We start from the raw sequence: 17,947 nt of genomic DNA, 5'->3' as shown, positions 1-17,947 counted from the left end.
TATATCAGGGCAGGTAGGCGGGCTTGGTGAACGCGGTGGCGGTCACGAGATCGATCAGTTTCCCGTACTCGATTCCGTCGGCCGCGGCCATCGTGGCGAGGTTCCCCTGCGGTGACAGGCCGGGCAGCGTGTTGATCTCCAGGACGCTGAGCCTGCCGTTCGGGGTAGCGATGAAGTCGACCCGCGACACGCCGTGCGCGCCGACCAGGCGGTGCACGCGCATCGCGAGCTGCTGGGCCCGGAGCAGTTCGTTGGCCGGCAACCGCGCCGGGCAGTGGTAGCGCCGCTGCGCAGGGTCGTGCTTGGCCACGTAGTCGTAGAAGTCCCGGTCGGTCTCGGTCTCCAGCGGCGGCAGCGTCCTCAGCTCGCCGCCGACCTCCAGGAGCCCGACCGTGATGGAGGCCCCGGGCAGGAACTCCTCGGCCATGAACTCGCCGTACAGTTCGACGGGGCGGTCCTCGAGCCAGTGGCACAGGTCCTCGCACGTGCGGATCACCGTCGTCTCCAGGCTGCCGCCGCCGGACGTCGGCTTGAGCACGACGGGCAGTCCGAGCCGCTCAACGATGCGGTCGGCCTCACGAAGGGTCGCGCAGTCGCACACGGCGGTGTACGCCGCAGTGTCGAGCCGCGCCATCTCGACGAGCTTCTTGAAGCGGGGCTTGTACATGGCCGTCGCGCTGGCCAGCACCCCTGACCCGGCGTAAGGGATTCCGATTGTGTCCAGCGCGCCCTGCATCTTGCCATCCTCACCGCCAGGACCATGCAGCGCGATCAACGCGACGTCGATCCGCCCGACCAGTTCCGCGACCGTGACCACAGAGGTGTCGACCAGCTCCACGCTGTAGCCGTGTGACGTGAGTGCGTCCGCTGCTGCGCGACCGGAGATCAGCGACCCCGACCGCTCGGGGGAGTCGCCCCCGTGTAGGACGCCGATCCGGCAAGAGCCAAGGTTGTTCATCCGGGATACCTCCCTCAGGGGGTTGTCGAGTTCGGGTCCGGTGTCAGGCAGCTCGTGCCGGCGGTAGGGCGGACGTCCGGCCGCGCGCAGGCACGTCCACGTCTGAAGACCCACGAGATGCCGACGGGTCACCGCCGGTCCCTGGTGCTGGAGGCGATGGACCGCTCGAGTCGCTCTTTGTGGGCCTGAATGTCGAGAAGCCCGGTGGTGATGGCCTCGGGTGGGATGGCGTCGCCGAGGACCTGACCGGGATCGGTGAACATCGGGCGCAGCCTGGTCCACGCAGACGGTGCGGGCAGGTCATCCCACGCGAGGTCGCCCACTGGGTCGATCCGGCAGCGCGCGATCAGCCTCTCGTAGACGTACGCGGTGCGGATGAAGCTCAGGGCGACCCGGTGCACGAGACCACGCGGTCCGGCCGGAATGCGCGCGAGCGCGTCCACGACCTCGTTCAGGGCGACCTCGTAGTCATCGGTCACGCCGCAGGCGCCGACTCCGGCTCCTCCGACGATCGACCAGGAGTAGAGCCGTGGTGGTTCCCAAGGTCGTCGTTGTGCGTACACCGTTACCAGGTCTCCTTGTCGAATCTCGGCTTCTGTTCGTCACGCCGTTTGCTTGTACGACGGGCGCGTATGGCGCTTTCATTGAGCCAAGAGGACAACTCGCTGAACAGTGATTTGACGTGGGCAGTTGAGACGCCCACAACGTCCACAATCTGGAGGTGGCATGCCAAGAGCTCCGCAGCCAGTTGATCCGCACGAGTCTCCGCGGCACTTACTGGGCGCTGCCCTACGGCATTGGCGCTGCGATGTGCGGGGAATGGATCTACGTGAGCTCGCCGCTCAGGCGTTCGTGGACTTCTCACAATTGGCCAAATGGGAGCGCGGCGTCCGGTCGGTCCCTGCCGATGCGATCAGCCGACTCGACGATGCCCTTGAGGCCGGCAGTCACCTGGTCGCCCTATACGCGGCCGTGACGGAGCTGGACGACCTGCGCGCCCGTCAGTTCCGTGGAGAACAGTCGACCGACGGCTCCTATGAGGTGCAGATGGATCAAAGTCGCCGCCGGATCTTGCAGAGCCTCGCTGCTCTCGGGGCGTCTTCAGCCTCGGCTACCGCTCTCGAACAGATCCGGCACGCCTTCGTCTCCGTTCTGCCCGACGACCGCCGGTACGTCATCGCGGACTGGGAGGAGATCACAGCCGACCACGGGCACGCGTTCCTCACGACCCCTGCGGCGGAGCTGCTTTCTGACATCGCCGCGGACGCCGTTGCCCTCCAGCAGGTGATCCGGAATTCCGATGAACGCGCGAGCGGCGAGTTGTACCGGCCGGCGGGGCAACTGGCGGCGCTGATGGCGCTCACACTTGGTTGCCTTCGCGAAAAGCGGGAGGCCAGGCACTGGTGGCAGATCGCCCGGCACGCCGCTGACGCGTCTGAGGACCTCACCCTCAGGGTCTGGGTCCGCGGGTATGAGGCGATGTCCAGTCTGTACGAACGCCGCCCTCTCCAAGTGGTCATCAGCCGCGCGGAGGAAGCGATCTCGATCGCCGGGGACTCGCGGTGCCCGGCGGTCCTGGAGGCGATGGCTGCTCGCGCCCAAGCATTGGCGGCGCTTGGTCAGCCGCGTGAGGCCGAGGCCACCATGCGATCGATGGAGACCGTTTGGGAGAAGCAGCCGAGTGGCTCTCCCCACGATCGATTGTCGGCTCGCATCTGGCCCGAGACCGCGCTACGGCACACCCAGAGCTGGGTGTACGCGCACACCGGCAGCCCGGCTGCGGACGACGCTCAAGAAGCAGCGCTCGCGCTGTACCCGCCGCAGATGTGCCGGCAAGCCGCGCAGATCAACCTGCTCCGCGCTGTCTCCCTCATCCGAGGTGGCCACATCGGTGACGGTGTCGAGCACGCCGGCCGGGTGGTCGAAGCCCTCCCTGCTGGGCACCGGACCATGGGAGTCGAGCAGAACGCACGCGATGTCCTCGCTCTGGTTCCGGAGTCCGAGACCGAGCGGCCGGCAGTGGTGGAGTATCGCGAGCTTCTATCCTTGTCCGCGCCCGGCAGCGCCTAGTTGGAGGTAGCCATGTCGGACATCGCCTTCGCTCGCAGAGATGGTGACGGCGCATTGGCGCAGCTCGACGAACTGACTGAGATTCACCAACAGGTGTACGCGGAAGCGCCCTATAACAACGCGCCCAAGTATGGACGCCACCAATTCATACTGCGCACCACCGAGCAGGCCAAATCACCCGGCTTCACATTGGTCACCGCTCGGGACGGCCGGACGCTCGTCGGCTATGCCTTCGGCTTCACCATGCCTCCGGGCGGCTGGTGGGCGTGTGCGCCCGTCCCCTCTCCCAGCATCTCGAACGCGGCCAAGTTCGCGGTGATCGAGCTGCTCGTACTGGCCCCCTACCGAGGCCATGGGATCGGACGCACCCTCTACGACGAGCTACTCCGCGACCGCGACGAGCCTTACGCCACGCTCGCCGCCGTGCCCGAGGCCTCCGCATACAGCCATTACCTGCGCTGGGGGTGGCAGCCGGCCGGCCGGATCGCCAGCGAACCGCCATACGCAGAGGCCTTGGTCCTTGCCCTGTCGCAATGACATTCCTTCAGGGCACATCGAGGGCACATTGCGGCCGGTCTTCGTCGGGGGCGGCCGGGGGTAAAACCGGTGGTCTTATGAGGGATCATTCCTATACGGTCAGCTCGGAGACGGGGTGTTAGTAAATCTGCGTGAAGGGCTGAACGAAATGACCAAGAGGCAGCGGCCGGCCACGGCGCGGGTCGCTGTCGACGGCATGAAGCTGCACCGCCGCGTGGTGCGGCTCGACGGACGGGACCACACCGTGATCGGGCTGCGGCCGGGCGCCCGGGCCCGGTTCAGCACCAACCGCTTCCACGACACCTGGCACGTGCTGTCCGACCAGCGGGGTGCGCGGTTGCTGGCACGGCTGCTGTGGGGACTGGCCTACCAGGCCAGGCCCGGCACCATGGTGCTGATCGACCGGCCGTTCCTCACGCCCACCCCGTTCGACGCCGACCCCGCCGATCCCATCGCCTTGCTGCCGCCCCTCCGGACGCCCTTCAAGGCGAGCGCGGCGCGGGCGCTCAGGGCGACGCTCCCGCTCACCCGGCCGCCGGACGGCACCGTCCGGTGGCGCACGCACGGCCTCGACAGGGCGCTCGCCGACGTGCGCGCTTGGCGTGAGCGCGAGGAGCCGCTGCGGGTCCTGGATCAGGAGCGGGGAACGGTGACGCGCACCGGCGGCATGGTGGTGCTGCGGCCCGGCTCGCCGGCCGAGCTCCGCTCATGGGCGGTCGCGGTGGGGGTACTGGACATCGGCCGCTACGACATGGACTACCAGTACCTCGGGCGCTGGGACGGCGGCTATCCCGGCGAGGTCCAGATCTTCCGGCACTTCCGGTCGAACGTGGGCGTCGCCCGGCGCGCCCGGGCCGAGGTGCTCGCGCGACCCCGTGACCCCGCCGAGGCGGCTGACCGGGCCGATCCTGAGCTGCTCCGGATGCGGATCTGGGACCGCGGCGGCGACATCGCGGCCGCGGAGCGGCGGGCCCGCAAGCGCCGCGTCGAGGCCGGCCGCTGAGGGCGGCGAACCGCGTTCGGTGTCGGCGGACGCACGACGTCCGGGCCGGACGGTGGTGCGTCCCCCGCCACTGAGTGCGGTTCAGCGGAGGCCGCCCGCCATTGACGCCGTCTGCGCGGTCAGGCGTTCGCGTGCTCGGGCGTGAAATGCTCGCCCAGCACGGCGCGCTGGGTCGCCCGCGCCCGCGCGTGGCGCTCGCGTCCGGCGTCCGTGAGCGTCACGAAGATCGCCCGCCGATCGTCGGGGCACATGCTGCGGACGACGAGTCCCTCGCGCTCCAGCCGGGCCACCGTGCGTGAGAGCGCGCTCTGGCTGAGGTACATGTCGCCGGACAACTCGTTCATCCGCCGCTTCTCGCACGTCGCGTCGACGAGCCGGTCGAGAGCCTCGAACTCGCTCATGCCGATGCCGTGGGCGTCCTGAAGCGCCCGGTCCAAGGCGCAGGACACGGTGCTGTGGCAGGCGAGCAGGGCGCGCCAGCGCCGCACGAGTTGATCTTCGCCCGTCTCGCTCATGCGCGGACCATAGCACCCCTCCACATTTGATGCAAACGCATTTAATGCTTAGACATTTGATGCAGGCGCATGTAACTTGCTTCAGTGACTTTGACTGCAACCCCCGAATCCGTCCACGCCGACCGGAGCTCCCAGGAGCCGCAGGGCTGGTCGGCGCGGCTGTGGGGCATCCTCGCCGTGCTCTCGCTCGTGCTGTTCCTCGATGGGCTCGACGTCTCGATGGTCGGTGTCGCGCTCCCGTCGATCGGCTCCGAACTGGGGCTGACCACCTCGAGCCTCCAGTGGATCGTCAGTGGCTACGTCCTCGGCTACGGCGGACTGCTGCTGCTCGGCGGTCGCACCGCCGACCTGCTCGGCCGCCGCCGGGTCTTCCTGATCGCGCTGGCGGTGTTCGCCGTCGCCTCGCTGCTCGGCGGCCTGGTCGACTCCGGCCCGCTGCTGATCGCCACCCGTTTCATCAAGGGCGTCAGCGCCGCCTTCACCGCCCCCACCGGGCTGTCGATCATCACCACGACCTTCGCCGAGGGAAAGGCGCGGAACAAGGCCCTGTCGATCTACACGGTCTTCGGTGCCAGCGGCTACTCGTCCGGCCTGATCTTCGGCGGGCTGACGACCGGGATCGGCTGGCGGTGGACCTTCCTGATGCCGGTGCCGATCGCGATCCTCGCCCTCGTCGCCGGGTACTTCCTGCTCCCGCGCAACCACCCGGCCGCCGAGGGCGGCCACGACATCCTCGGCGCGCTCACCTCGACCGGCGCGATGCTGCTACTGGTCTACGGCCTCGTGACCGCCCCCGACCGGGGATGGGCCACCCCGGCGACGCTGGGCCTCTTCGTCCTCGCGATCGCCCTGCTCGCCGCGTTCGTCGCGGTCGAACGGCGGGTGGCGCACCCGCTGATCCGGCTGGGCATCCTGCGCAAGGGCACTCTCGTCCGCGCCAACCTCGCGATCGTCGCGCTGTTCGGCTCGTACCTGTCCTTCCAGTTCATCGTCACGCTCTATCTGCAGGACGTGCTGGGCTGGGAGCCGCTGACGATGGCTCTGGCGCTGTTGCCGACGGGACTGCTCGTCGCGTTGAGCGCCCCGTACGCCGGGACGATGATCGACCGCTTCGGCACGCCGCGGTTCATCGTCGCCGGGATGGCCGCGCTGACGGTCGGTTACGTGCTGTTCCTGCCCATCGGCACCGACCCCGTCTACGTCACCGCGATCCTGCCGAGCGTGATCCTGCTCGGCGTCGGCTTCGCCCTCGGCTTCCCATCGATCAACGTGCAGGCCACCGCCGGGGTCGACGACGACGAGCAGGGACTGGCCGCCGGGATCGTGCAGACGGCCGGTCAGGTCGGTGCCGCCATGGTCCTGGCCGTCACCACCGGGATCATCTCCGGTGACGGCCCGGCGGCCGGCGGCTCCCAGGCCGACATGCTGGCCGAGTACCGCCCCGGTCTGATCTTCGTCACGTTCGTGGCACTCGCCGGGCTGGGCATGACGCTCGCGCCGCTGCTGCGCCGCCGGGCCGGAGCCCACCGGGCCGGTGCTCGCCCCGCCGGTGCTCGCCCGGCCGGGCCGGTGCGGGCCGCCGCCGCGGACGAGGTGAAGGGCGAGGCGGGCTGACCGGGGGCGGTCCTCCGGTACTCCGGCGCGGGAGGGCACGGCCGTTCGCCGTGCCCTCCCGGCCGCCCTCGGGCACCCGCGAACTCCCGGCGCGTGAGCCGCGTCCGCGGCACCCGGATCCGGCACACTGGCGGAACCAGCGGAACGGCCGGAGGGGGAGCGTTCTGGTGACGCGGGCGGTCGATGACCCGGGCGCGGCGCGGCGACGCAGGGTGACGGTCGAGGGCGTCGTGCAGGGTGTCGGGTTCCGGCCGTTCGTGCACCGGCTCGCCACCGAGCTCGGCGTGGCCGGGTTCGTCGGCAACGACTCCGGGTCGGTCTTCATCGAGGTCCAGGGCCCGGCGGCGACCGTCGAGGCGTTCTTGCGCCGGCTGCGGACCGACGCGCCCCCGCTCGCGGGCATCACCGGCGTACGGGCCGACCCGATCGCCCCGGCCGACGGCGCCGACGGCTTCCGGATCGTGCCCAGCCACGCGTCCTCGGGCGCCCGCACCCTGGTGCCGCCGGACGTGGCGGTGTGCGACGACTGTGTGCGCGAGCTCTTCGACCCGGGCGACCGCCGCCACCGCCATCCGTTCATCACCTGCACGAACTGCGGGCCCAGGTTCTCCATCATCCGGTCGCTGCCCTACGACCGGCCGGCCACGACGATGGCCGCCTTCCCGATGTGCGGGCCCTGTGCGGCCGAGTACGCCGACCCGGCCGACCGGCGGTTCCACGCCCAGCCGCTGTGCTGCCCCGGCTGCGGCCCGCGGCTGTCGTTCACCCGTGGCCGGGCGGTCGTGACCGGCTCCGACGAGGTGCTGGCCGCGGCCCAGGGGGCGCTGTCGGAGGAACTCGTCGTCGCGGTCAAGGGCATCGGCGGCCACCACCTCGCCTGCCGTGCCGACAGCGCCGCGGGGGTGCGGCGGCTGCGGGAGCGCAAGGCCCGTGGCGGCAAGGCTTTCGCGGTGATGGCACGAGACCTGGCGGCGGCGCGGCGGCTCGCTTGGATCGACGATGCCGAGGCCGCGGTGCTGCTCGGCCCGGCCCGGCCCATCGTGCTGCTGAGCCGCCGGCCGGACGCGCCCGTCGCCGGGGGAGTGGCACCGGGCAACCCGTTGATCGGAGTGATGCTGCCCTACTCCCCGTTGCACCACCTGCTGTTCGCCCCGGTGCCCGGCACCGAGACGGAACCGCCCGAGGTCCTCGTGCTGACGAGCGCGAACCTGGCCGAGGAACCGATCTGCTTCGACGACGAGGACGCGCGGGCGCGGCTGCCCTCGCTGGCCGACGCGGTGCTGACGCACGACCGGCCGATCCACGTGCCGTGCGACGACTCGGTCGTGCGAGTGGTCGAGGGCCGCGAGCTGCCCATCCGGCGGTCGCGCGGATACGCGCCCCTGCCGGTCCGGCTCGGAGTCCCGGCCGAGCCGATCCTGGCGGTCGGTGGCGAGCTGAAGAACACCTTCTGCGTCACCGAGGGACACCACGCGTTCTGCTCGGCGCACATCGGCGACATGGGCAACCTCGAGACGCTCGTCGCGTTCGAGCGGTCGGCCGCACAGCTGACGGAGCTGTGCGGCGCCCGCCCGGTCCGGCTCGCTGCCGACGCCCATCCCGGATACCTCACCCGCGCCTGGGCGGAGCGGCACGTGGGCGACCGGCCGTTGCACCTCGTGCAGCACCATCACGCGCACGTCGCCTCGCTGCTCGCCGAACACGGCCGGCTCGGCGAGCCCGTCATCGGCGTCGCCTTCGACGGCACCGGCCACGGCGCCGACGGGGCCGTCTGGGGCGGCGAAATACTGCTGCTCGGCCCGGACAGTCACCGATTCACCAGGGCCGGCCACCTGCGCGCGGTTCCGCTACCGGGCGGAGACGCGGCCGTGCGCAACCCCTGCCGCATGGCACTGTCCCACCTCGGGGCGGCGGGGATCCCCTGGGACGACGACCTGCCCCCCGTCGCCGCGTGCACGGCGGCCGAGATCCGGGTGCTGCGCTCACAGCTCGCGAGCGGTCTCGGCTGTGCCGACTGCACGAGCATGGGCAGGCTGTTCGACGCGGTCTCGTCGCTGCTCGGGGTCCGCCACCGGATCGGGTACGAGGGTCAGGCGGCGATCGAGCTCGAGGCGCTGGCGGGCGCGGCTGCTGAGCCGCCTCCGTCCCTGCCGCTCACGGTCGGCCCCGACGGGGTGCTCGATCCGGGGCCCCTGCTGCGCGCCCTCGTGGCGGGGCTGCGCGCGGGCGTGCCGGTCGCCGCGCTCGGCGCCGGGTTCCACGAGGCGGTGGCCCGCGCGGTCGCCGAGGTCGTGACGGACGTCGGCCGGCGGAGCGGCGTGCGGCTGGCCGGGCTCTCGGGCGGCGTCTTCCAGAACGTCCTCCTGCTGAGAGCGTGCCGGGAGCGGCTCCGCGCCGCGGGGTTCGAGGTGCTGACCCATCGGATCGTGCCGCCCAACGACGGGGGACTGGCCCTGGGGCAGGCGGCCGTGGCCGCCCTCCAGGCGAATGATCCGGATCACGGCAAGAATGATCACATTTTCTGAGCAAAGATAAATGAATGACCAAAAGAACGATCAATGTGCCTCGGATGCGGTCATTATGGGTACGTCGGTGAGTGATCTGCCACTAATCTTGATCAGGGAAGTGATCGATAATGCCGTCTGCGCCCGGTCAGATGGCTCGGCTTTTCGAAAAGAGAGAGGCGCCTGGGCGAGGGCTGGCCAATGCCGCCGGTGAGATCGCCGCCACCTGTCATTCCATGGCGATCCGCTTCCATCGAGGTGGTCGGCTGTTCACCTTCGGAAATGGCGGCGCGGCCACCGATGCCCAGCATATGGCCGTGGAATTCGTGCATCCGGTCATCATGGGAAAGCAGGCGCTGCCGGCGTTATCCCTGACCGGTGACATCGCCACTCTCACCGGCGTCGGCGCGGCCTCCGGGTTCGGCGACGTCTTCGCCCACCAGCTCCGGTATCTCGCGCAGGCCGGTGACATCGCGCTCGGGGTCTCCCCGGACGGCCGGTGCGACAACGTGCTCCGCGGGTTCGAGGCGGCCAGGCACCGCGGCCTCCTGACGGTGGCGCTGCTCGGCGGCGACGGCGGCGCCATCGCGCCCAGCCCGGCGGTCGACCACGCCCTCGTGGTGCGTTCCGATGATCAGCGGGTCGTCAAGGAGGTGCACGTCACCATGTACCACGTGCTCTGGGAGCTGGTGCACGTGTTCTTCGAGCGGCCGAGCGTGCTCGTCCCGGGCGCGGGCTTGTGAAGGGCGCGGGCTTGTGAAGGGCGCGGGCTTGTGAAGGGCGCGGGTTTGTGAAGGGCGCGATCACATGAACCACTGCGAGGGCGACCACTGCGTCACCTGCTCCGACGAGGCCGTCCGGGTGACCGTCGTACGGCTGCTCGGCGACGACCTCGCGGAGACCGACGTCGGCGGCGGCCGCACCGAGGAGGTCAGCGTCGCGCTGGTCGACGTCTCCGTCGGCGACGTCATCCTCGTCCACGCGAAAGAGGCGATAGGGGTCGTCTCGTGACGGAGATGCGCGACCTCTACCCCTTCCTCTACTCCGGTGACCCGGGCTCCGGCGCCGGCGGCGGCCTCGGCGACGTGCTCGACGACGTGCGCCGGTCGACGGTGGACAAGGCGAACGAGATCGTGGCGCTGCGGCGTCTCGTCCTGGAGCGGGACGGCGCGCGGATGGCCTCCTGCGCTGAGCGGATGGCCGAGGTGTTCCGGGCCGGCGGCCGGTTGTTCACCTTCGGCAACGGCGGCAGCTCGACCGACGCGCAGGACGTCGCCGCGCTGTTCCTCAACCCGGGCCGCGACGCCCGCCCGCTGCCGGCGCTCGCGCTCACGACCGACGTCGCCGTGGTGACCGCGCTGTCCAACGACGTCGGCTTCGAGGTCGCCTTCGCGCGGCAGCTCGCCGCGTTCGGCCGTCCCGGCGATATCGCGTTCGGGTTGTCCACGAGCGGCAACTCGGTCAATCTGATCCGCGCTTTCGAGGAAGCGATGCGGCGGGGAATGCTCACCGTCGGAATGGCGGGTTACACCGGCGGGCAGATGGCGGGGCTGGAGGGCCTCGATCACCTTTTCGTGGTTCCCTCTCCATCGGTGCACCGCATCCAAGAGGCCCAGACGACCGTCTTCCACGTTCTGTGGGAGCTCATCCAAGAGGCGCTTTAGTCCCGGTGCACCCAAGGGCTGACCCGGCGCTCCCATTGGTTCGAGGGCCACCTCAGGAGGAATAGATGGTGGAGTACGTGCTGGTAGGAGCGGTGCTGGTGGGGGTGGCGGCTCTTGTGGTGTTTTCGCGGCGGACATCATCCCGTACTTCAAGATCAGGAGGATCTGACATGAGCCCTGTGACGGGCCGCATGAGGTCGTCTCGGCAGGGCCGGGGGAGGCGACGTCGCGGTGCATGAGATCGGTCTCGCCGAGGCGGTCCTCGAGGTGATCGAGAAGCGCGCCGGCGGCCGCCGGGTGGCCTGGGCGAAGGTCCGGGCGGGCGCGCTGCTGCGCGTCGTCGAGCCCTCGATGGACCAGGCCTTCCGCCTCGTGGCGGAGGGCACGGTGGCCGAGGGCGCGGCGATCGATCTGGTGGTCACGCCGGCGCAGGTCACCTGCCGGTCGTGCGGTCACCAGGACGGCGTGTACGACCCACTGGCCGTCTGCCCCTCCTGTGGTGGCGGTGACGTCGACCTGTCCGGCGGCGACGAGTTGGTGCTGGAATCCATCGAGATAGCGGAGGCGCGCGATGTGCCTGGGAATTCCCGGCGTGATCGTGGAGATCCTGCCTGATCAGCCCGACCTCGCCACGGTCGACGTCAGCGGTGTCCGGCGGGCGATCAACATCGGCCTGATCACCGAGGACGAGCCGGAGCCGGGCGACTGGATCCTCATTCACGTCGGCTTCGCCCTGTCCAAGATCGACGAAGTCGAGGCCAAGGCCGCGATGGACTTCCTGGAGGGGATCGGCCAGGCGTACGAGGACGAGATCGAGGCCCTGAAGGAATCGAGGATCGAGTGATGCGTTACGTCGACGAATACCGCGACGCGGGGAAGGCGCGGGCGCTGGCCGCGTCGATCGCGTCGCTGTGCGAGCCGGGCCGGTCGTACAAGTTCATGGAGGTCTGCGGCGGGCACACGCACACGATCTACAAGCACGGCCTTGAGGACTACCTGCCCGAGAACGTCACGCTCGTGCACGGGCCCGGCTGCCCGGTCTGCGTGATCCCGATGGGCCGGGTGGACGACACCATCCACATCGCCGAGCAGCCCGGCGTGATCATGACCTCGTTCGGCGACATGATGCGGGTCCCCGGCGGGCGCGGGTCGTTCTTCGACTCCAAGGCCCAGGGCGCCGACATCCGGATGGTGTACTCGCCACTGGACGCCCTCAAGATCGCTCGAACGAATCCGGACAAGAAGGTCGTCTTCATGGCGATCGGCTTCGAGACGACCGCGCCCTCGACCGCGATGACGATGTTGCGGGCGAAGGCCGAAGGGCTGAAGAACTTCTCGATCTTCTGCAACCACGTCACGATCATCCCGGCGATCAAGGCGATCCTGGACTCGCCCGACCTGCGGCTGGACGGCTTCATCGGTCCCGGTCACGTGTCGACGGTGATCGGCTGCCGCCCGTACGACTTCATCGCGCGGACCTATGGCAAACCGCTCGTCGTCGCCGGTTTCGAGCCGCTGGACATCCTGCAGTCGATCCACATGCTGCTGACGCAGCTCGCCGAGGGCCGATCCGAGGTGGAGAACCAGTACGGCCGGGTGGTGCCGTGGGACGGTAACCCCAAGGCGCTGAAGGTCATCAACGAGACCATGGAGCTTCGCCCCTACTTCGAGTGGCGGGGGCTGGGCTCGATCTCGCACTCGGCGCTGCGGGTGCGTGACGCCCATGCCGAGTTCGACGCCGAGCGGATCTTCGAGATCCCGGGCGTGCGGGTCGCCGATCCGAAGGCCTGCCAGTGCGGTGAGGTCCTCAAGGGCGTGCTCAAGCCGTGGGAGTGCAAGGTCTTCGGCACCGCCTGCACCCCGGAGACCCCCATCGGCACCTGCATGGTCTCCTCCGAGGGCGCCTGCGCCGCCTACTACAACTTCGGCCGGTTCTCCCGCGAGCGGGTGCGGGAGGCCACGCATGGCTGAGCGCGGGATCACAGAGCGCAGTGCCGAGTGGGCCGAAGCGGTCGTGCGCGAGCACGCCCACGTCGAGCGGGCCTCCCGGGAAGATCAGGTGCTCGAGCGCATCGAACGGGTTCGCCGTCGCAAGGCCAGGCTGCGTGAGGACAACATCACCCTCGCGCACGGCGCCGGCGGCAAGGCGACCCAGACGCTCATCGAGGCGGTGTTCCTGGAGGCGTTCCGCAACCCGCTGCTGGAACCGCTCGGCGACAGCGCCCTCCTCGGCGTCGGCGGCGCGTCCCTCGCCTTCACCACCGATTCCTACGTCGTGTCGCCGCTCTTCTTCCCCGGCGGCGACATCGGCGACCTCGCGGTCAACGGCACGGTCAACGATCTGGCGGTGTCGGGCGCGGTGCCGATGTTCCTGTCCGCCGGCTTCATCCTCGAGGAGGGCTTCCCGGTCGAGGACCTGCGACGGATCGTCGCGTCGATGAAGGACGCCGCGGAGCGCGCCGGGGTGCGGATCGTCACGGGCGACACCAAGGTCGTCCAGCGCGGCAAGGCCGACGGCTGTTACGTCAACACCGCAGGCGTCGGCCTCGTGGGCCGCCCGCCGCCCGGGCCGGTGCGGCCCGGCGACGCCGTGCTGGTCTCCGGGCCGATCGGCGAGCACGGCACGACCGTGATGCTGGCCCGCGGCGAGCTGGACATCGAGGCCGACCTGCGCTCCGACACCGCGGCGCTGAACGGGATGATCGCCTCGCTGCTGGAGACCTGCGGAGACTCGGTGCGCTGGATGCGCGACGCCACCCGGGGCGGCGTCGCGACGGTCCTCAACGAGGTGGCGGTCGACGCGGGCGTCGCCGTGGTCATGGACGAGGACGCCGTCCCGGTCCGGCCGGAGGTGCGCGGCGCCTGCGAGCTGCTCGGCATCGATCCGCTGTACGTGGCGTGCGAGGGCCGCATGGTCGCCATCGTGGACTCCTCGGTCGCGGACGCGGCCCTCGAGGCCGTCCGCGCCCATCCGCACGGTGCGGGCGCCGCGGTCATCGGCCGGATCAAGGAGGACCCGCCGGGGCTGGTCCTGCTGCGCACGGCCTTCGGCGGCACGCGCATCGTCGACCTGCTCGTCGGTGACCCGCTGCCGCGGATCTGCTGACGGCGGCGGGCCGCCGGGGCGGATCTGCCGGCGAAGGTCACCAGTACGCGGGCGATCGACATAAGGTGAGGCAATATGGGCATTGGAGGTCTGAGCGTCAGGCTGCCGTGATCCCAGGAGGGGGCGCGCCCGTGCTGGTCGACACCTTCGGCCGAGTGGCGACGGATCTGCGGGTCTCCCTCACCGACCGCTGCAACCTGCGCTGCTCTTACTGCATGCCGCCCGAGGGCCTGGAGTGGCTGCCGAAACCGGAGCTGCTCACCGACGACGAGGTCGTCCGGCTGGTGCGCGTCGGCACCGAGTTGCTCGGCATCACCGAGGTCCGCTACACGGGCGGTGAACCGCTGCTGCGGCGCGGCCTGGCCGACATCGTGCGAAGGACCGCGGAGCTCGAGCCCCGGCCGCAGGTCTCGCTGACCACCAACGGCATCGGCCTGGAGCGGCTGGCCGGTCCGCTTCGGGAGGCCGGCCTCGAACGCGTCAACGTCTCGCTCGACACCCTCGACCGCGACGTCTTCGTCCGCCTGGCGCACCGCGACCGGCTGCGCGACGTGCTCGCGGGGCTCGACGCCGCCGTCCGCGTGGGGCTGACCCCGGTGAAGGTCAACGCGGTGCTCATGCGAGGGGTCAACGAGCACGAGGCCGTGCCCCTGCTCGCGTACTGCCTGGAGCGCGGCTACGAGCTGCGGTTCATCGAGCAGATGCCGCTCGACGCGCAGCACGGCTGGCGGCGTGAGGACATGGTCACCGCCGACGAGATCCTGGCCCACCTGAAGACGGCGTACGAGCTGACCCCCGCCGAGCCAGGCAGCCGGGGCAGCGCCCCGGCCGAGAGCTTCCTGGTGGCCGGGGGCCCCGCCAAGGTGGGGGTGATCGGGTCGGTGACGCGGCCGTTCTGCGGTGCCTGTGACCGGGTGCGGCTCACCGCCGACGGCCAGATCCGCAACTGCCTGTTCGCCACCGAGGAGTCCAACCTGCGTGACGCGCTGAGGGCCGGTGCGACCGACGAAGAGATCGCCGACCGGTGGCGGGCGGCCGTACGCACCAAACGACCCGGGCATGGCATCGATGATCCGACCTTCCTGCAGCCCGCCCGGCCGATGTCGGCGATCGGTGGCTGAACACGGCGCCGCCCAGCCGGGCGGGCGTCCCGCGTGCGTGGACGGCCCCGGGCGGGAAGGATGTGCAGTGTGAGCGACCAGCCGCTTGAGCACCGGGTCGAGATCGCGGTGCCCGCCGACAAAGAGGTGGGCGAGTACGCCAGCTTCGCCTCGGTATGGCGTGCCCAGGAGTGCTTCGTGATCGACTTCGCCATCGAGGTGCGGCCGCCCGAGGTCAGCGAGGAGCCCGAGTCCACCACCCGGTTCGTCCACGTTCCCGCGCAGGTCGTGGCGCGCGTCCGCATTCCGCCCGGCCAGGTGTGGGAGCTGATGAAGGCGCTGGAGCAGAACCTGAGCGCCTACGAGCGTGAGACCGGCGATCCCGGTGGCGGCAGTGCCGAGGGATGACCGCCCTCCGGACCACGACGTCGCCCGCGGCCCGGACGGGCCCGGTGGCGTCCCCGCCGGCGGGTACGACGCGGTGATTCTGGCGGGCGGGCGGGCCCGCCGGATGGGGGGTGCCGACAAGCCGGGCCTGCGGGTGGCGGGCCGGCCGCTCATCGCCTGGGTGGCGGACGCCGTCTCGGACGCCGGCCGGGTCGTGGTCGTCGGCCCGGCGCGACCCGATCTGCCGGGCGTCGTCACCGTACGGGAGGACCCGCCCGGCTCGGGCCCGGTGCCGGCGCTGCGTGCCGGGCTGGCCGAGGTACGGGCCGCCTGGGTGGCCGTGCTCGCCGCCGACCTGCCGTTCCTGCGCGCCGCGCATGTCACGGCGCTGCTGGCGCGGGCGCGCCAGCATGGGCGCGGTGCGGTGCTCACCGACGACTCCGGCCGCGAGCAGTGGCTCGCTGGAGCGTGGAACGGCGAGACGCTGCGGGGCGCTCTCAGCGGCTATCGCGGCGCCTCGCTCAAGGGCCTGCTGGGCCCGCTCGGCCCCGCGCTCGTCGGCGCGGCAGGGCCGCGGCCGCCGTGGTACGACTGCGACACCCCCGCGGATCTCGACGCCGCCACCGGCATGTGAAGCGCCGCCCGGTTCGGTTCGGGCCGGGCCGAACCGGCGTGGGCGCCGGGCGCTCCGGGGTGGGCACGAGGCGGTGCTGACGGCCGCCGCCGGGCGATCTGGGATCCTGGGACGGCCCTCGATCATGATCACGGAAGGCGGTAGGACCGGTGCTCGACAAGTGGATCGACAGCGTGTGCCAGGAGCTCGGGCTCGACCCGGCGGACGTCGACCGCAAACTGATCCTGGACCTCGCCAGGGACGTGGCGCACGGTGTCGCCAGACCGGCCGCGCCGCTCACCACGTACCTGCTCGGGCTGGCCGTCGGCCGGGGGGCGAGCGGCGAGGCGACGGCCGGTCGCATCGTCGCGCTGACGGAGGGCTGGACGGCACCCGAGGACGGGCGGGCACCCGGCCGGTCCTCGGGTGAGGCCGGATAGGCTGCGCGGATGCTCGATCATGGTGAGGACCCACGGCCGGCCCGTGGCGCGGTAAGGGAGATCTACACACCCGAACGGGCGGCGACCATCGAGTACTCCCCGGATCTCGACGGGCTCGCGGATCCCGGCGAGATCGTCTGGGCGTGGGTGCCCTACGAGGAGGACCCGCGCCGTGGGAAGGACCGCCCGATGCTCGTCGTCGGCCGGCACGGCCGCAGGCTGCTCGCGATGATGCTGTCCAGCCGCGGGGACGGGGACTCGCCGGACTGGCTCGACCTCGGCTCCGGCGACTGGGACCGTGGGGGGCGGCGCTCCTATCTGCGGCTCGATCGGGTCTTCGCGCTGGACGAGGACGACATCCGCCGAGAGGGCGCGGTGTTCGCCCCGGAGCGGTTCGCGCGGGTCGCCGCCGTCCTGATGCGCAGGCACGGTTGGAGGGCCACCAGGTAGTCCGGCCCCGGGAGCCGCCGTGCAGCTGGAGGTGCGCCATCTCCGCGCGCTCGACACCGTCGCCAGGCACGCCAGCGTCACCCGGGCCGCGGCCGTGCTCGGCGTCTCGCAACCCGCGCTCACCATGCAGCTGCGGCGGATCGAGCGGCTGCTCGGCGGGGAGCTGTTCGCCCGCGGCCCGCAGGGCGTCATGCCCACGGCCTTCGGCGACTTCGTCCTCGCCCGGGCCCGCGCCGCCCTGGCCGACGTCGACGACATCCTCGCGGCCCGGCCGCCGGCCCCCGGTGTGTCGACCGTGCGCGTGGGCGGGTTTGAGAGCCGCCTCCTCATCGGCCTGATCGGTCGGCTCGAGGCGGCGCTGCCGGGCGCGCACGTCACGGTCCACGCGGAATACTCCACCCGGCTCCTGCTGGACCTGATCGCCGCGCACCGGCTGGACCTCGCCCTGGTGAGCGACTATCCCGGGCACGAGCTCCGGCCGCCGCCGCCGGTCCGCCACGACCTGGTGGCGGTCGAGCCGGTCTTCGTCGCGCTGGCGGCCGGGCACCGGCTGGCCGCCCGGGCCCAGATCGATCTCGCCGACCTCGCCGGAGAGGAGTGGGTGCTGCCTCCCTCGGACGGCACCGGCTGGCCGGAGCACTTCCTGGAGGCGTGCGCTGCGCGGCGATTCACCCCCGACGTGCGCTACCGCATGGTCGACGCCGAGACCAAGCGCGAGCTCATCGCCACGGGCCGGGCCGTCGGGCCGTGCCAGGCGACGTTCGAGCCCGAGCGGGGCGTGGTGGTCCGGCCGCTCACCGGGGACCCGGTATGGATGCGCCACCTGGTCACGTGGGATCCGGCGGGCCCGCTCACCGGCCCCGGCGAGCCGCTCGTCCGGCTGGCGCGGGAGGCGCACGCCGCCGTGGCCGGCGGCTGCCCGGCCTACCTCGACTGGCTCACCCGGCGTGGCCGCTCGGTCGGCGCGTCCTGGGCATCGTGACGCC

At 71.1% G+C, this 17,947-nt stretch carries 22 protein-coding genes; 18 read left to right on the top strand and 4 right to left on the bottom strand.

Annotated elements, in window-relative coordinates:
- Positions 1-4: 4 nt before the first annotated feature.
- Together HKK74_RS19460 and HKK74_RS19455 are read right to left on the bottom strand one after the other, a co-directional pair.
- A complete protein-coding gene (locus HKK74_RS19460) occupies positions 5-1,090 on the bottom strand; it encodes a D-alanine--D-alanine ligase family protein (protein ID WP_222722479.1) in 1,086 nt (361 codons plus the stop codon).
- On the bottom strand, positions 1,087-1,521 hold the full coding sequence (locus HKK74_RS19455; protein WP_187244671.1) for a hypothetical protein: 435 nt from the start codon (positions 1,519-1,521) through the stop codon (positions 1,087-1,089). The genes HKK74_RS19460 and HKK74_RS19455 overlap by 4 nt, the downstream gene beginning before the upstream one ends.
- Positions 1,522-1,777: 256 nt before the next feature.
- Between HKK74_RS19455 and HKK74_RS19450 the strand changes: the two genes are divergently transcribed.
- The 3 genes from HKK74_RS19450 to HKK74_RS19440 all read left to right on the top strand — a co-directional run bounded on the left by HKK74_RS19450 (position 1,778) and on the right by HKK74_RS19440 (position 4,568).
- Positions 1,778-3,028, top strand: a complete 1,251-nt coding sequence (locus HKK74_RS19450) for a helix-turn-helix domain-containing protein (RefSeq protein ID WP_187244670.1) — start codon at positions 1,778-1,780, stop codon at positions 3,026-3,028.
- 12 nt (positions 3,029-3,040) lie between these two features.
- Positions 3,041-3,565: a GNAT family N-acetyltransferase gene (locus HKK74_RS19445; protein ID WP_187244669.1), complete on the top strand. Its 525-nt coding sequence runs from the start codon at positions 3,041-3,043 to the stop codon at positions 3,563-3,565.
- 148 nt (positions 3,566-3,713) lie between these two features.
- A complete protein-coding gene (locus tag HKK74_RS19440; protein ID WP_187244668.1) occupies positions 3,714-4,568 on the top strand; it encodes a hypothetical protein in 855 nt (284 codons plus the stop codon).
- A gap of 119 nt (positions 4,569-4,687) precedes the next feature.
- On the opposite strand, the gene HKK74_RS19435 is transcribed toward HKK74_RS19440, so the two are convergent.
- Positions 4,688-5,083, bottom strand: coding sequence for a MarR family winged helix-turn-helix transcriptional regulator (locus HKK74_RS19435; RefSeq protein WP_187244667.1), 396 nt, complete (start codon positions 5,081-5,083; stop codon positions 4,688-4,690).
- Between the two features lie 84 nt (positions 5,084-5,167).
- Between HKK74_RS19435 and HKK74_RS19430 the strand changes: the two genes are divergently transcribed.
- Positions 5,168-6,697 carry an MFS transporter gene (locus tag HKK74_RS19430; RefSeq protein ID WP_187244666.1) on the top strand — a complete coding sequence of 510 codons (1,530 nt, stop codon included), beginning with the start codon at positions 5,168-5,170 and terminating at the stop codon, positions 6,695-6,697.
- A gap of 167 nt (positions 6,698-6,864) precedes the next feature.
- A complete protein-coding gene (hypF, locus tag HKK74_RS19425) occupies positions 6,865-9,222 on the top strand; it encodes a carbamoyltransferase HypF (RefSeq protein ID WP_312881615.1) in 2,358 nt (785 codons plus the stop codon).
- A 92-nt stretch (positions 9,223-9,314) separates the two neighbouring features.
- Here hypF and HKK74_RS40065 read toward each other — a convergent pair whose 3' ends face one another.
- Entirely contained in the window at positions 9,315-9,533 is a 219-nt protein-coding gene (locus HKK74_RS40065; RefSeq protein ID WP_246491788.1) for a hypothetical protein, read from the bottom strand.
- Here HKK74_RS40065 and HKK74_RS19420 point away from each other — a divergent pair.
- From HKK74_RS19420 to HKK74_RS19360, 13 genes are all read left to right on the top strand, one after another.
- A complete protein-coding gene (locus HKK74_RS19420; protein ID WP_246491758.1) occupies positions 9,438-9,944 on the top strand; it encodes a D-sedoheptulose-7-phosphate isomerase in 507 nt (168 codons plus the stop codon). The genes HKK74_RS40065 and HKK74_RS19420 overlap by 96 nt on opposite strands.
- Before the next feature lie 64 nt (positions 9,945-10,008).
- The gene (locus HKK74_RS19415; protein WP_187244664.1) at positions 10,009-10,212 is read left to right on the top strand and encodes a HypC/HybG/HupF family hydrogenase formation chaperone; all 204 of its coding nucleotides are present in this window, start codon (positions 10,009-10,011) and stop codon (positions 10,210-10,212) included.
- 5 nt (positions 10,213-10,217) lie between these two features.
- Complete coding sequence (locus HKK74_RS19410; protein WP_187244797.1) at positions 10,218-10,865, top strand: D-sedoheptulose-7-phosphate isomerase; 648 nt, start codon at positions 10,218-10,220, stop codon at positions 10,863-10,865.
- Positions 10,866-11,096: 231 nt separating this feature from the next.
- On the top strand, positions 11,097-11,480 hold the full coding sequence (locus HKK74_RS19405; RefSeq protein WP_187244663.1) for a hydrogenase maturation nickel metallochaperone HypA/HybF: 384 nt from the start codon (positions 11,097-11,099) through the stop codon (positions 11,478-11,480).
- Positions 11,458-11,709: a HypC/HybG/HupF family hydrogenase formation chaperone gene (locus HKK74_RS19400; protein WP_344396466.1), complete on the top strand. Its 252-nt coding sequence runs from the start codon at positions 11,458-11,460 to the stop codon at positions 11,707-11,709. Before HKK74_RS19405 ends, HKK74_RS19400 begins: the two co-directional genes overlap by 23 nt.
- Positions 11,709-12,836 (top strand): hydrogenase formation protein HypD, encoded by a 1,128-nt coding sequence (gene hypD / locus HKK74_RS19395; RefSeq protein ID WP_187244661.1) that lies wholly within the window; start codon positions 11,709-11,711, stop codon positions 12,834-12,836. Before HKK74_RS19400 ends, hypD begins: the two co-directional genes overlap by 1 nt.
- A complete protein-coding gene (hypE, locus tag HKK74_RS19390; protein ID WP_187244660.1) occupies positions 12,829-13,971 on the top strand; it encodes a hydrogenase expression/formation protein HypE in 1,143 nt (380 codons plus the stop codon). The genes hypD and hypE overlap by 8 nt, the downstream gene beginning before the upstream one ends.
- A 131-nt stretch (positions 13,972-14,102) precedes the next feature.
- On the top strand, positions 14,103-15,092 hold the full coding sequence (gene moaA, locus HKK74_RS19385) for a GTP 3',8-cyclase MoaA (RefSeq protein ID WP_187244659.1): 990 nt from the start codon (positions 14,103-14,105) through the stop codon (positions 15,090-15,092).
- A gap of 69 nt (positions 15,093-15,161) precedes the next feature.
- Entirely contained in the window at positions 15,162-15,479 is a 318-nt protein-coding gene (locus tag HKK74_RS19380) for a DUF3467 domain-containing protein (RefSeq protein WP_187244658.1), read from the top strand.
- Positions 15,466-16,092: a molybdenum cofactor guanylyltransferase gene (gene mobA, locus HKK74_RS19375; RefSeq protein WP_376771538.1), complete on the top strand. Its 627-nt coding sequence runs from the start codon at positions 15,466-15,468 to the stop codon at positions 16,090-16,092. Before HKK74_RS19380 ends, mobA begins: the two co-directional genes overlap by 14 nt.
- 149 nt (positions 16,093-16,241) lie before the next feature.
- Positions 16,242-16,511, top strand: a complete 270-nt coding sequence (locus HKK74_RS19370; RefSeq protein ID WP_312881614.1) for a DUF6457 domain-containing protein — start codon at positions 16,242-16,244, stop codon at positions 16,509-16,511.
- A gap of 9 nt (positions 16,512-16,520) precedes the next feature.
- Positions 16,521-16,961, top strand: a complete 441-nt coding sequence (locus tag HKK74_RS19365) for a type II toxin-antitoxin system PemK/MazF family toxin (protein ID WP_187244657.1) — start codon at positions 16,521-16,523, stop codon at positions 16,959-16,961.
- Positions 16,962-16,980: 19 nt separating this feature from the next.
- On the top strand, positions 16,981-17,943 hold the full coding sequence (locus HKK74_RS19360) for a LysR family transcriptional regulator (protein ID WP_187244656.1): 963 nt from the start codon (positions 16,981-16,983) through the stop codon (positions 17,941-17,943).
- The last annotated feature ends 4 nt before the right edge of the window (positions 17,944-17,947 follow it).

It is taken from the genome of Actinomadura alba (assembly GCF_014323705.1).
Taxonomy (GTDB): domain Bacteria; phylum Actinomycetota; class Actinomycetes; order Streptosporangiales; family Streptosporangiaceae; genus Actinomadura_C; species Actinomadura_C alba.
This window is presented reverse-complemented; position numbering and strand designations above follow the sequence as displayed.

Excerpts from the sequence above, each read along its gene's own strand:
- hypE (WP_187244660.1), top strand. The coding sequence starts at position 12,829 with ATGGCTGAGCGCGGGATCACAGAGCGCAGTGCCGAGTGGGCCGAAGCG.
- HKK74_RS19445 (WP_187244669.1), top strand. The coding sequence starts at position 3,041 with ATGTCGGACATCGCCTTCGCTCGCAGAGATGGTGACGGCGCATTGGCG.
- HKK74_RS19435 (WP_187244667.1), bottom strand. The coding sequence starts at position 5,083 with ATGAGCGAGACGGGCGAAGATCAACTCGTGCGGCGCTGGCGCGCCCTG.
- HKK74_RS40065 (WP_246491788.1), bottom strand. The coding sequence starts at position 9,533 with ATGCACGAATTCCACGGCCATATGCTGGGCATCGGTGGCCGCGCCGCC.
- HKK74_RS19440 (WP_187244668.1), top strand. The coding sequence starts at position 3,714 with ATGACCAAGAGGCAGCGGCCGGCCACGGCGCGGGTCGCTGTCGACGGC.
- hypD (WP_187244661.1), top strand. The coding sequence starts at position 11,709 with ATGCGTTACGTCGACGAATACCGCGACGCGGGGAAGGCGCGGGCGCTG.
- HKK74_RS19410 (WP_187244797.1), top strand. The coding sequence starts at position 10,218 with ATGCGCGACCTCTACCCCTTCCTCTACTCCGGTGACCCGGGCTCCGGC.
- HKK74_RS19450 (WP_187244670.1), top strand. The coding sequence starts at position 1,778 with ATGGATCTACGTGAGCTCGCCGCTCAGGCGTTCGTGGACTTCTCACAA.
- HKK74_RS19415 (WP_187244664.1), top strand. The coding sequence starts at position 10,009 with ATGAACCACTGCGAGGGCGACCACTGCGTCACCTGCTCCGACGAGGCC.
- HKK74_RS19420 (WP_246491758.1), top strand. The coding sequence starts at position 9,438 with ATGGCGATCCGCTTCCATCGAGGTGGTCGGCTGTTCACCTTCGGAAAT.
- HKK74_RS19365 (WP_187244657.1), top strand. The coding sequence starts at position 16,521 with ATGCTCGATCATGGTGAGGACCCACGGCCGGCCCGTGGCGCGGTAAGG.